Origin of the sequence: Achromobacter spanius (assembly GCF_003994415.1) — a bacterium.
In the GTDB taxonomy this organism is placed as follows: Bacteria; Pseudomonadota; Gammaproteobacteria; order Burkholderiales; family Burkholderiaceae_B; genus Achromobacter; species Achromobacter spanius_C.
The window spans coordinates 923,213-936,768 of record NZ_CP034689.1 but is presented as its reverse complement, the minus strand read 5'-3'; the positions used below and the strand labels follow the sequence as shown (position 1 = coordinate 936,768).

Annotated in this window: 4 protein-coding genes, 2 tRNA genes and 6 rRNA genes; 1 reads left to right on the top strand and 11 read right to left on the bottom strand. The window is 53.8% G+C overall.

Annotation, left to right across the window (positions count from 1 at the left end; all coding sequences use genetic code 11):
• Positions 1-60: 60 nt before the first annotated feature.
• Together pyrC and ELS24_RS04165 are read right to left on the bottom strand one after the other, a co-directional pair.
• Positions 61-1,125 carry a dihydroorotase gene (pyrC, locus tag ELS24_RS04170; protein WP_050450188.1) on the bottom strand — a complete coding sequence of 355 codons (1,065 nt, stop codon included), beginning with the start codon at positions 1,123-1,125 and terminating at the stop codon, positions 61-63.
• Between the two features lie 12 nt (positions 1,126-1,137).
• Entirely contained in the window at positions 1,138-2,331 is a 1,194-nt protein-coding gene (locus ELS24_RS04165) for a M20 aminoacylase family protein (protein WP_050450189.1), read from the bottom strand.
• A gap of 147 nt (positions 2,332-2,478) precedes the next feature.
• Between ELS24_RS04165 and ELS24_RS04160 the strand changes: the two genes are divergently transcribed.
• Positions 2,479-2,757 carry an SWIB/MDM2 domain-containing protein gene (locus ELS24_RS04160; protein WP_006217453.1) on the top strand — a complete coding sequence of 93 codons (279 nt, stop codon included), beginning with the start codon at positions 2,479-2,481 and terminating at the stop codon, positions 2,755-2,757.
• Between the two features lie 504 nt (positions 2,758-3,261).
• On the opposite strand, the gene ELS24_RS04155 is transcribed toward ELS24_RS04160, so the two are convergent.
• The 9 genes from ELS24_RS04155 to ELS24_RS04115 form a co-directional block, all read right to left on the bottom strand.
• On the bottom strand, positions 3,262-3,681 hold the full coding sequence (locus tag ELS24_RS04155; protein WP_050450190.1) for a DUF4870 family protein: 420 nt from the start codon (positions 3,679-3,681) through the stop codon (positions 3,262-3,264).
• 152 nt (positions 3,682-3,833) lie between these two features.
• Positions 3,834-3,946: ribosomal RNA gene (gene rrf, locus ELS24_RS04150) — 5S ribosomal RNA — on the bottom strand.
• 181 nt (positions 3,947-4,127) lie between these two features.
• A 5S ribosomal RNA gene (gene rrf, locus ELS24_RS04145) occupies positions 4,128-4,240 on the bottom strand.
• Positions 4,241-4,444: 204 nt separating this feature from the next.
• Positions 4,445-7,329, bottom strand: a 23S ribosomal RNA gene (locus ELS24_RS04140).
• Positions 7,330-7,622: 293 nt separating this feature from the next.
• A tRNA-Ala gene (locus ELS24_RS04135) sits at positions 7,623-7,698 on the bottom strand.
• 22 nt (positions 7,699-7,720) lie between these two features.
• A tRNA-Ile gene (locus ELS24_RS04130) sits at positions 7,721-7,797 on the bottom strand.
• Positions 7,798-7,929: 132 nt separating this feature from the next.
• A 16S ribosomal RNA gene (locus ELS24_RS04125) occupies positions 7,930-9,460 on the bottom strand.
• A gap of 705 nt (positions 9,461-10,165) precedes the next feature.
• Positions 10,166-10,278 (bottom strand): 5S ribosomal RNA (rrf, locus tag ELS24_RS04120).
• Positions 10,279-10,480: 202 nt separating this feature from the next.
• A 23S ribosomal RNA gene (locus tag ELS24_RS04115) occupies positions 10,481-13,365 on the bottom strand.
• Together the 16S, 23S and 5S rRNA genes with 2 tRNA genes alongside form the textbook arrangement of a ribosomal RNA operon.
• Positions 13,366-13,556: the final 191 nt, after the last annotated feature.

The window sequence follows — 13,556 nt, the reverse complement described above, 5'->3', positions numbered from 1 at the left end:
GCCGGCCACCCCGCTTCGTTTACATTGGCGGCCCCGCCGTCAGATCAAGCGCCTGGCTATTCAAACGTGCGCCCGCCAGGCCAGCGATTCGCCCGCCGCGAGCGGCACCAGCGTGGTATTGCCGAACGCCAGCTCTTCAGGCACCTGATACGTCTCACGCACAAGCGTCAGCGTACCGGTATTACGCGGCAGACCATAGAAGTCAGGGCCATGGAAACTCGCAAAGCCTTCCAGCTTGTCCAGCTTGCCCACGGCGTCAAAGGCGGTCGCGTACAGCTCCATCGCGTGCAATGCCGTGTAGCAACCCGCGCAGCCGCAGGCGTGCTCTTTAAGACCGCGCGCATGGGGTGCACTGTCGGTGCCGAGGAAAAACCGTGGACTACCGCTGGTAGCCGCCTCAACCAAGGCCAGTCGATGCGTCTCGCGCTTCAGGATCGGCAGACAGTACCAATGTGGGCGCACCCCACCCAGGAAAATCGCGTTGCGGTTATACAGCATGTGCTGCGGCGTGATCGTCGCAGCAGTCGGCCCTTCGGCGTCGCGCACGTATTCCGCGCCCTCTTTCGTCGTGATGTGTTCGAACACCACCTTCAAGGTAGGAAACGCGCGGCGCAAAGGCTTCATGACACGCTCTACGAAAATGGCCTCGCGGTCGAACACGTCAATCGCCGGATCGGTGACTTCGCCATGCACCAGCAGCGGCATCCCGCATTTCTCCAAGGCTTCCAGCGCCTTGGTGCACTTGCCCAGCAAGTCCGTGACGCCAGCATCCGAATTAGTCGTAGCGCCCGCCGGATAGAGCTTTACCGCATAGACCTGGCCGGACGCATGCGCAGTGCGGATCTCGTCTGCGGACGTGTTGTCGGTCAGGTAAAGCGTCATCAGTGGCGTAAAAGCGTCCGGATTTCCGCCTGCCTTGCGCAGCGCCTGGAGGATGCGGTCTCGATACGCCAATGCCTGTTCGGTTGTCGTAACTGGCGGCTTCAGATTCGGCATGATGATGGCGCGCGCGAACTGGCGCGCGGTGTCCGCCACCACCGCCTCCAGCGCCGCGCCATCGCGCAAATGCAGATGCCAATCGTCCGGACGAGTAATCGTGAGCTGGGTCGTGCTTTGAGTAGACATGTAAAGGGCTTCTTAATCTGCCAACGGCATGCCCCGCTCGGCCAGCGCGCAAAACATCGCGCTGCCCAGGGGAATGACCGCATCGTTGAAATCAAAATGAGAGTTGTGCAGCACGCAGCCCGACTCGGCGCCGCCTTGGCCCAGGCGGAAATACGCGCCCGGCTTGCTCTGCAACATGAACGAGAAATCTTCGGAGCCCATCGAAGGCACCAAGTCGCGCACCACGTTCTCCTTGCCGATCATCTCGGTCGCGATATCCGCGACAAGGTTGGCGTGCTGCGGCGTATTGAGGGTTGCGGGATAAATGCGTTCGTAGATCAGCTCGGCAGCACCTCCAAACGCGCCGGCTATGGCAGTGACCAGCTCACGCATGCGCGTTTCGACCATTTCTTGAACCGACTTGCGAAAGGTGCGTACGGTCCCCACCAACTTGGCCTCACGTGGAATCACGCTCATTGCGCCAGGGTGTCCGGCCTGCATTGAACCTATCGATACCACCGCCGAATCCAACGGATTCACATTGCGCGACACGATCGTTTGCAACGCGGTGATGATCTGCCCGGCGATGGTCACCGGGTCGATCGTCTGATAGGGATGCGCACCATGACCACCACGACCAGTGATCTGAATTTCAAAGCGATCGGCCGCCGCCATCATCGGCCCCGGATTGATACCGATGGTACCGGGTCGCAGTCCGGGCCAATTGTGCAGGGCATAGATCGCATCACACGGAAAAGTGTCGAAAAGACCATCCTCCAGCATGGCTCGGGCACCGCCGCGCCCCTCTTCGGCCGGCTGAAAAATCAGGACGGCAGTGCCATCAAAATTACGCGTCTGCGCCAGGTACTTGGCAGCCCCGATCAGCACGGCGGTATGACCATCGTGGCCGCAGCCGTGCATCAGGCCAGGCTTGGTCGACTTATGGCCAAAGTCATTGTCTTCCGTCATGGGCAGGGCATCCATGTCGGCCCGCAGGCCAATCATGCGTCCGCTGTCGCAGCGCCGGCCACGGATCACGCCCACAACACCGGTTTTGCCGATGCCGCGATGCACTTCGATGCCCAACGCCTCAAGCGCGCCGGCGACAATGCCAGACGTGCGGACCTCTTCAAAACCCAGTTCTGGGTGAGCATGCAAATCGCGCCGCAGCGCAGTCAGCTCGTCATGAAAAAGCCGAATTGATTCCAAGGCAGATCGTGCGTACATAGGACGTTACAGAATGGCGTGATAGAGGGGACGGTCAGCGCATTTTAGTTGCTACAGAGGATAAATGCCTTTGTCTTTACCAGAGAGACACGTTATGCTCCGGCCGCAGGACAATTTTTCCAACAGCCAGAGAAGGAGCGCCGCATTATGGCCACAACCTCCAAACCCGCGACCGCGCGCAAGCCGAACGCTGCATTCATGAAGCCCCTGACCCCCAGCGCCGAATTGGCCGCTGTCATCGGCTCGGAAGCCGTGCCGCGTACCGAGGTCACCAAGAAGATCTGGGAATACATCAAGAAGCACAACCTGCAAGATGCCAGCAACAAGCGCAACATCAACGCCGATGCCAAGCTGCGTCCGATCTTTGGCAAGGATCAGGTCACGATGTTCGAATTGACCAAGTTGGTCAACGCACATCTGAAGTAAGCAGGCAAAGGGCGTACCCCGTACGTCCCTGCCTCTTGGATTGTCGCGACGCCCTGGCTTTTCGCCGGGCTAGCTCGCTACCTTCACGCATACGCCATCCCCCGGCGCAACATGCGAGCCCGCACATCGCGGCTGCGTCAAAAATCTTTCTTGCTGTCGCCCTGATCTTCAAGATCTTCGACTGGCGCTGCGCCTACAGAGCTTGCAAGAGCATCGGCTGTTTACGGCAGCCCAGCTTCTGTTTGCGCGCATATCTGAAGGGGGAGCATACGCTCCCAAGCGCCCACTTCCGTACACGAACAGCCGTCACCTGATGCCTGCGCTGTGCATGCTTGACCAGCGGGATTACCGGGGGCAACACCCAGCAGCGCGTCGCACCAAAGCTGCGGGTGTAATTGACTCGCGTAGTCGACGCATCTATCCGTACGTGAAAAAGCCGGCAAGACTGCCGGCTTTTCAAATGCTCAACAGAGCCGCCGTTGCTGGCCCTGTGTACCTTGCAGGTCAGGCGTAGGTAGTCGGTGAACCACCGTCCAGCAGCGCTAACCAACCTTTGATCAAACGGTAGAGCACCCAGACGATGGTCGCGATCAGGCTAATCCAACCAATGAAGATATAGATGGCAATCGCGCTGATGGCCAACCACAGCATCGCCCACCAGAACGTGCGAAGCATCCAATCAAAGTGGGCAGCGTAAACCGTACCCGCAGCGTCCGAACGCTTCAAGTACATCAGCACCACCGCGGCCAACGTCGCAATGCCCAGGATTCCACTCGTCAAAAAGCCCAGGGCGAATAAACCGTAAGCCACATGGGTCAGTGTGCGCAGGTCTAACGTTGTACCGGGCAAGGGGGTCTGGGGATCACTCACGATAACGCTCCAACGAATTGACTCGGTCAATCTTACCGCACAAAACCGGCCCATCTACGGGCGTTGTTATTTCGGCACAATCAGCATTGGCGCGGATTTCGGCCTGATTGACGAGGCGATGCGTATGAGTTCTCAACGCCCAATCCATGATCGCTTTGCCAAAGACAAAGCCCCGCCGGAAACCGGCGGGGCTTTGAGGAATAAGAGCTTAACGATGACCTACTTTCACAGACGTCCGTCCACTATCATCGGCGCGAAGGCGTTTCACTGTCCTGTTCGGGATGGGAAGGAGTGGTACCACCTTGCTATGGTCGTTAAGCGTAAACGCTTGAGCGTTGACCGAGACGTCAACCACTCGAATTTTTGCATACTGACTGGTAGTGACTGAGCGAGGCACACTTTCGTGATCATGGCTACCACCGATGACCACATATCTACGTGTTCTCACTTATATAAAACAAAACCCCACAGGATTACCTGTGGGGTTTTGCGCAATAAAAGCCTGACGATGACCTACTTTCACAGACGTCCGTCCACTATCATCGGCGCGAAGGCGTTTCACTGTCCTGTTCGGGATGGGAAGGAGTGGTACCACCTTGCTATGGTCGTCAGGCGTAACGGGTTGAGCGGCTGCGGGTTAGCGCAACGGCTCCAATCTTGGAAGAAACACAACGTGTGGGTGACCAGAGACAAGCTCGATGATCACGCACAAGGGGGGGTGTAATTGGTGTTGGCTGGCTGCCGACGGTGCAGCCAGATTTTGTATTGAACGACACTTGGAACGCTATATCACCAGGTCAATAACCATCAGTGTTATAGGATCAAGCCTCACGAGCAATTAGTATCGGTTAGCTTAACGCATTACTGCGCTTCCACACCCGACCTATCAACGTCCTGGTCTCGAACGACTCTTTAGGGGGATCAAGTCCCCGGGATACCTAATCTTCAGACGAGTTTCCCGCTTAGATGCCTTCAGCGGTTATCTCTTCCGTACTTAGCTACCCGGCAATGCCATTGGCATGACAACCGGTACACCAGAGGTACGTCCACTCCGGTCCTCTCGTACTAGGAGCAGGCTCCGTCAAGTATCCAACGCCCACGGCAGATAGGGACCAAACTGTCTCACGACGTTTTAAACCCAGCTCACGTACCTCTTTAAATGGCGAACAGCCATACCCTTGGGACCGGCTACAGCCCCAGGATGAGATGAGCCGACATCGAGGTGCCAAACACCGCCGTCGATATGAACTCTTGGGCGGTATCAGCCTGTTATCCCCAGAGTACCTTTTATCCGTTGAGCGATGGCCCTTCCATTCAGAACCACCGGATCACTATGTCCTGCTTTCGCACCTGTTCGACTTGTCAGTCTCACAGTCAAGCACGCTTATGCCATTGCACTATCAGCACGATTTCCGACCGTACCTAGCGTACCTTCGAACTCCTCCGTTACACTTTGGGAGGAGACCGCCCCAGTCAAACTGCCCACCATGCACTGTCCCCGATCCGGATAACGGACCAAGGTTAGAACCGCAAACAAACCAGGGTGGTATTTCAAGGATGGCTCCACGTGATCTAGCGACCACGCTTCAAAGCCTCCCACCTATCCTACACAGGCCGGTTCACAGATCAATGCAAAGCTACAGTAAAGGTTCATGGGGTCTTTCCGTCTAGCCGCGGGTAGATTGCATCATCACAAACACTTCAACTTCGCTGAGTCTCAGGAGGAGACAGTGTGGCCATCGTTACGCCATTCGTGCAGGTCGGAACTTACCCGACAAGGAATTTCGCTACCTTAGGACCGTTATAGTTACGGCCGCCGTTTACCGGGGCTTCGATCAAGAGCTTGCACCCCATCACTTAACCTTCCGGCACCGGGCAGGCGTCACACCCTATACGTCGACTTTCGTCTTTGCAGAGTGCTGTGTTTTTAATAAACAGTCGCAGCCACCGATTCTCTGCGACCCCATCATGCTAAGCGCGCAGGCGCTTCACACTACCGGGGTATACCTTCTCCCGAAGTTACGGTATCAATTTGCCGAGTTCCTTCTCCTGAGTTCTCTCAAGCGCCTTGGAATATTCATCCCGTCCACCTGTGTCGGTTTGCGGTACGGTCTCGTACAGCTGAAGCTTAGAGGCTTTTCTTGGAACCACTTCCAATCACTTCGCAAGCAATGCTCGCTCGTGCCATACCCTTGATTTACGCGCCCGGATTTGCCTAAGCGCCATCTTCGATACAGCAACAGGGACATCCAACACCCTGATGATCTTCCGCGATCCGTCCCCCCATCGCACTGTACGACGGTACTGGAATATTAACCAGTTTCCCATCAGCTACGCATCTCTGCCTCGCCTTAGGGGCCGACTCACCCTGCGCCGATGAACGTTGCGCAGGAAACCTTGGACTTACGGCGAGGGGGCTTTTCACCCCCTTTATCGCTACTCATGTCAGCATTCGCACTTCTGATACCTCCAGCAGCCTTTACAAGCCACCTTCGCAGGCTTACAGAACGCTCTCCTACCGCGTGCACTAAAAGTGCACACCCGCAGCTTCGGTTTATCGCTTAGCCCCGTTACATCTTCCGCGCAGGACGACTCGATCAGTGAGCTATTACGCTTTCTTTAAAGGATGGCTGCTTCTAAGCCAACCTCCTGACTGTCTATGCCTTCCCACTTCGTTTCCCACTTAGCGATAATTCGGGACCTTAGCTGGCGGTCTGGGTTGTTTCCCTCTTGAGTCCGGACGTTAGCACCCGGTGCTCTGTCTCCCAAGCTGTACTTGCGGGTATTCGGAGTTTGCCATAGTTTGGTAAGTCGCCATGACCCCCTAGCTATAACAGTGCTCTACCCCCCGCAGTAATACTTGAGGCACTACCTAAATAGTTTTCGGAGAGAACCAGCTATTTCCAGATTTGTTTAGCCTTTCACCCCTATCCACAGCTCATCCCCTAATTTTTCAACATTAGTGGGTTCGGTCCTCCAGCACGTGTTACCGTGCCTTCAACCTGGCCATGGATAGATCATCTGGTTTCGGGTCTACACCCAGCGACTGAATCGCCCTATTCGGACTCGCTTTCGCTACGGCTTCCCTATTCGGTTAACCTTGCCACTGAATGTAAGTCGCTGACCCATTATACAAAAGGTACGCAGTCACCCCACAAGGAGGCTCCTACTGTTTGTATGCATACGGTTTCAGGATCTATTTCACTCCCCTTCCGGGGTTCTTTTCGCCTTTCCCTCACGGTACTGGTTCACTATCGGTCGATCACGAGTATTTAGCCTTGGAGGATGGTCCCCCCATCTTCAAACAGGATTTCACGTGTCCCGCCCTACTTGTCTTACGCTTAGTTCCACACACAAGATTTCATCTACAGGGCTATCACCTGCTACGGCCGGACTTTCCATTCCGTTCGACTATCTTGCATGCTAAAACGTAAAGGCTCTTCCGATTTCGCTCGCCACTACTTTCGGAATCTCGGTTGATTTCTTTTCCTCGAGCTACTGAGATGTTTCAGTTCACCCGGTTCGCTTCCACTAGCCTATGTATTCAGCTAGGGATACCGCATTGCTGCGGTGGGTTTCCCCATTCGGATATCTACGGATCAAAGCTTGTTTGCCAGCTCCCCGTAGCTTTTCGCAGGCTACTACGTCCTTCATCGCCTGTGATCGCCAAGGCATCCACCATATGCACTTAGTCGCTTGATCCTATAACGCTGTAGGCTATAGGACCTGAGTATTAGCGTTTGTGCCGTTCATAAGTTTCAAAGCAGTCTGAGGTTATTCACCTCAGTCTTGAGAACTTGGAACAAAATAATGCAATCACAACCCATACTTATCTTCCTCGGCTTGCGCCGAGTACTTAATAAGTACATTTCGTTGTGCTTCTTCCAGATTGTTAAAGAACGAATATAGCTGTTAGGTAAAACCTAACTCATAACACTGACAACAGCGCTATGAGTTAGCCTCTACATCACCACCAGGGCGATTATGAGAATCAATGGTGGAGGTGAACGGGATCGAACCGATGACATCCTGCTTGCAAAGCAGGCGCTCTCCCAGCTGAGCTACACCCCCATATCCTGCATCGCAGAATACTTGGTGGGTCTGGTTGGATTCGAACCAACGACCCCCGCCTTATCAAGACGGTGCTCTAACCAACTGAGCTACAGACCCAAAACCTTCTCGGATCAGTAGTCAGGTAGCTGAAGACCCAGGGAAGAATCCCTCGACCCAAGCCTACAACTGATCCCAGCTATATCAAACAACCGATAAGAGTGGACGCTTAACACGAGCACTTAAGCTCTGAAAGGAGGTGATCCAGCCGCACCTTCCGATACGGCTACCTTGTTACGACTTCACCCCAGTCATGAATCCTACCGTGGTAATCGCCCCCCTTGCGGTTAGGCTAACTACTTCTGGTAAAACCCACTCCCATGGTGTGACGGGCGGTGTGTACAAGACCCGGGAACGTATTCACCGCGACATGCTGATCCGCGATTACTAGCGATTCCGACTTCACGCAGTCGAGTTGCAGACTGCGATCCGGACTACGATCGGGTTTCTGGGATTGGCTCCCCCTCGCGGGTTGGCGACCCTCTGTCCCGACCATTGTATGACGTGTGAAGCCCTACCCATAAGGGCCATGAGGACTTGACGTCATCCCCACCTTCCTCCGGTTTGTCACCGGCAGTCTCATTAGAGTGCCCTTTCGTAGCAACTAATGACAAGGGTTGCGCTCGTTGCGGGACTTAACCCAACATCTCACGACACGAGCTGACGACAGCCATGCAGCACCTGTGTTCCGGTTCTCTTGCGAGCACTTCCAAATCTCTTCGGAATTCCAGACATGTCAAGGGTAGGTAAGGTTTTTCGCGTTGCATCGAATTAATCCACATCATCCACCGCTTGTGCGGGTCCCCGTCAATTCCTTTGAGTTTTAATCTTGCGACCGTACTCCCCAGGCGGTCAACTTCACGCGTTAGCTGCGCTACCAAGGCCCGAAGGCCCCAACAGCTAGTTGACATCGTTTAGGGCGTGGACTACCAGGGTATCTAATCCTGTTTGCTCCCCACGCTTTCGTGCATGAGCGTCAGTGTTATCCCAGGAGGCTGCCTTCGCCATCGGTGTTCCTCCGCATATCTACGCATTTCACTGCTACACGCGGAATTCCACCTCCCTCTGACACACTCTAGCTCGGTAGTTAAAAATGCAGTTCCAAAGTTAAGCTCTGGGATTTCACATCTTTCTTTCCGAACCGCCTGCGCACGCTTTACGCCCAGTAATTCCGATTAACGCTTGCACCCTACGTATTACCGCGGCTGCTGGCACGTAGTTAGCCGGTGCTTATTCTGCAGGTACCGTCAGTTTCACGGGGTATTAGCCCATGACGTTTCTTTCCTGCCAAAAGTGCTTTACAACCCGAAGGCCTTCATCGCACACGCGGGATGGCTGGATCAGGGTTTCCCCCATTGTCCAAAATTCCCCACTGCTGCCTCCCGTAGGAGTCTGGGCCGTGTCTCAGTCCCAGTGTGGCTGGTCGTCCTCTCAAACCAGCTACGGATCGTCGCCTTGGTGAGCCGTTACCCCACCAACTAGCTAATCCGATATCGGCCGCTCTAATAGTGCAAGGTCTTGCGATCCCCTGCTTTCCCCCGTAGGGCGTATGCGGTATTAGCTACGCTTTCGCGTAGTTATCCCCCGCTACTAGGCACGTTCCGATACATTACTCACCCGTTCGCCACTCGCCACCAGACCGAAGTCCGTGCTGCCGTTCGACTTGCATGTGTAAGGCATCCCGCTAGCGTTCAATCTGAGCCAGGATCAAACTCTTCAGTTTAATCTCTGTATTTGTTTCGTATTCTTGGTCCGAATAAATCCGAACCAGGTCATACGTCGCTACTCAAAGGAAGTGAGGTATGTTCTTAAACTTGACGTCTAAGGTACTTCACTTCTAGTGAGCACTTGATTTCATTGTGCTTGTGAAGCAAGCCAAGGTTTGACCCCAGACCTGAATCACAGTGCATCGCATCAAGCGCCCACACTTATCGGTTGTTTAATTGTTAAAGAGCGGTACTGCTAAATTCTGTACTACCAACTGCTTGCTGCCACCTACTAAACTCGCCAGCTTCGCTGCGGCTTTCGCCTTGCGTTGCTCGCTGTTTTCAGCAGCAGAGAGGCGAGATTATGAAGAAGTTTTTATCGCTTGTCAAATCAGTGTCGCATTTGTTTCGCTTAACGCGGATCAACTACTGCACTACCTGACTTGCAACTCCTTCAGGCCTCGCTCATCAGCATTTCTGCTGGCTTCTCTTTTTAGCAACTATCGAAACATCGGGGGTTACCCTGAATTTTCGGCAGCAGCCAAGCCCTCAACTATAACATCATTTTTGCAGCTTGTGCAACCGGCCTCTGCCTCATTTGCACCGCCTTGCAACGCTGCTGCTTTCTGAATCTCTTCATCCTACAGCGGCGAGAAGTATAGGTTCTCACTTATATAAAACAAAACCCCACAGGATTACCTGTGGGGTTTTGCGCAATAAAAGCCTGACGATGACCTACTTTCACAGACGTCCGTCCACTATCATCGGCGCGAAGGCGTTTCACTGTCCTGTTCGGGATGGGAAGGAGTGGTACCACCTTGCTATGGTCGTCAGGCGTAACGGGTTGAGCGGCTGCGGGTTAGCGCAACGGCTCCAATCTTGGAAGAAACACAACGTGTGGGTGACCAGAGGCAAGCTCGATGGTCACGCACAAGGGGTATGTAATTGGTGTTGGCTGGCTGCTGACGGGGCAGCCAGATTTTGTATTGAACGACACTTGGAACGCTATATCACCAGGTCATAACCATCAGTGTTATAGGATCAAGCCTCACGAGCAATTAGTATCGGTTAGCTTAACGCATTACTGCGCTTCCACACCCGACCTATCAACGTCCTGGTCTCGAACGACTCTTTAGGGGGATCAAGTCCCCGGGATACCTAATCTTCAGACGAGTTTCCCGCTTAGATGCCTTCAGCGGTTATCTCTTCCGTACTTAGCTACCCGGCAATGCCATTGGCATGACAACCGGTACACCAGAGGTACGTCCACTCCGGTCCTCTCGTACTAGGAGCAGGCTCCGTCAAGTATCCAACGCCCACGGCAGATAGGGACCAAACTGTCTCACGACGTTTTAAACCCAGCTCACGTACCTCTTTAAATGGCGAACAGCCATACCCTTGGGACCGGCTACAGCCCCAGGATGAGATGAGCCGACATCGAGGTGCCAAACACCGCCGTCGATATGAACTCTTGGGCGGTATCAGCCTGTTATCCCCAGAGTACCTTTTATCCGTTGAGCGATGGCCCTTCCATTCAGAACCACCGGATCACTATGTCCTGCTTTCGCACCTGTTCGACTTGTCAGTCTCACAGTCAAGCACGCTTATGCCATTGCACTATCAGCACGATTTCCGACCGTACCTAGCGTACCTTCGAACTCCTCCGTTACACTTTGGGAGGAGACCGCCCCAGTCAAACTGCCCACCATGCACTGTCCCCGATCCGGATAACGGACCAAGGTTAGAACCGCAAACAAACCAGGGTGGTATTTCAAGGATGGCTCCACGTGATCTAGCGACCACGCTTCAAAGCCTCCCACCTATCCTACACAGGCCGGTTCACAGATCAATGCAAAGCTACAGTAAAGGTTCATGGGGTCTTTCCGTCTAGCCGCGGGTAGATTGCATCATCACAAACACTTCAACTTCGCTGAGTCTCAGGAGGAGACAGTGTGGCCATCGTTACGCCATTCGTGCAGGTCGGAACTTACCCGACAAGGAATTTCGCTACCTTAGGACCGTTATAGTTACGGCCGCCGTTTACCGGGGCTTCGATCAAGAGCTTGCACCCCATCACTTAACCTTCCGGCACCGGGCAGGCGTCACACCCTATACGTCGACTTTCGTCTTTGCAGAGTGCTGTGTTTTTAATAAACAGTCGCAGCCACCGATTCTCTGCGACCCCATCATGCTAAGCGCGCAGGCGCTTCACACTACCGGGGTATACCTTCTCCCGAAGTTACGGTATCAATTTGCCGAGTTCCTTCTCCTGAGTTCTCTCAAGCGCCTTGGAATATTCATCCCGTCCACCTGTGTCGGTTTGCGGTACGGTCTCGTACAGCTGAAGCTTAGAGGCTTTTCTTGGAACCACTTCCAATCACTTCGCAAGCAATGCTCGCTCGTGCCATACCCTTGATTTACGCGCCCGGATTTGCCTAAGCGCCATCTTCGATACAGCAACAGGGACATCCAACACCCTGATGATCTTCCGCGATCCGTCCCCCCATCGCACTGTACGACGGTACTGGAATATTAACCAGTTTCCCATCAGCTACGCATCTCTGCCTCGCCTTAGGGGCCGACTCACCCTGCGCCGATGAACGTTGCGCAGGAAACCTTGGACTTACGGCGAGGGGGCTTTTCACCCCCTTTATCGCTACTCATGTCAGCATTCGCACTTCTGATACCTCCAGCAGCCTTTACAAGCCACCTTCGCAGGCTTACAGAACGCTCTCCTACCGCGTGCACTAAAAGTGCACACCCGCAGCTTCGGTTTATCGCTTAGCCCCGTTACATCTTCCGCGCAGGACGACTCGATCAGTGAGCTATTACGCTTTCTTTAAAGGATGGCTGCTTCTAAGCCAACCTCCTGACTGTCTATGCCTTCCCACTTCGTTTCCCACTTAGCGATAATTCGGGACCTTAGCTGGCGGTCTGGGTTGTTTCCCTCTTGAGTCCGGACGTTAGCACCCGGTGCTCTGTCTCCCAAGCTGTACTTGCGGGTATTCGGAGTTTGCCATAGTTTGGTAAGTCGCCATGACCCCCTAGCTATAACAGTGCTCTACCCCCCGCAGTAATACTTGAGGCACTACCTAAATAGTTTTCGGAGAGAACCAGCTATTTCCAGATTTGTTTAGCCTTTCACCCCTATCCACAGCTCATCCCCTAATTTTTCAACATTAGTGGGTTCGGTCCTCCAGCACGTGTTACCGTGCCTTCAACCTGGCCATGGATAGATCATCTGGTTTCGGGTCTACACCCAGCGACTGAATCGCCCTATTCGGACTCGCTTTCGCTACGGCTTCCCTATTCGGTTAACCTTGCCACTGAATGTAAGTCGCTGACCCATTATACAAAAGGTACGCAGTCACCCCACAAGGAGGCTCCTACTGTTTGTATGCATACGGTTTCAGGATCTATTTCACTCCCCTTCCGGGGTTCTTTTCGCCTTTCCCTCACGGTACTGGTTCACTATCGGTCGATCACGAGTATTTAGCCTTGGAGGATGGTCCCCCCATCTTCAAACAGGATTTCACGTGTCCCGCCCTACTTGTCTTACGCTTAGTTCCACACACAAGATTTCATCTACAGGGCTATCACCTGCTACGGCCGGACTTTCCATTCCGTTCGACTATCTTGCATGCTAAAACGTAAAGGCTCTTCCGATTTCGCTCGCCACTACTTTCGGAATCTCGGTTGATTTCTTTTCCTCGAGCTACTGAGATGTTTCAGTTCACCCGGTTCGCTTCCACTAGCCTATGTATTCAGCTAGGGATACCGCATTGCTGCGGTGGGTTTCCCCATTCGGATATCTACGGATCAAAGCTTGTTTGCCAGCTCCCCGTAGCTTTTCGCAGGCTACTACGTCCTTCATCGCCTGTGATCGCCAAGGCATCCACCATATGCACTTAGTCGCTTGATCCTATAACGCTGTAGGCTATAGGACCTGAGTATTAGCGTTTGTGCCGTTCATAAGTTTCAAAGCAGTCTGAGGTTATTCACCTCAGTCTTGAGAACTTGGAACAAAATAATGCAATCACAACCCGTACTTATCTTCTTCGGCTTGCGCCGAGTACTTAATAAGTACATTTCGTTGTGCTTCTTCCAGATTGT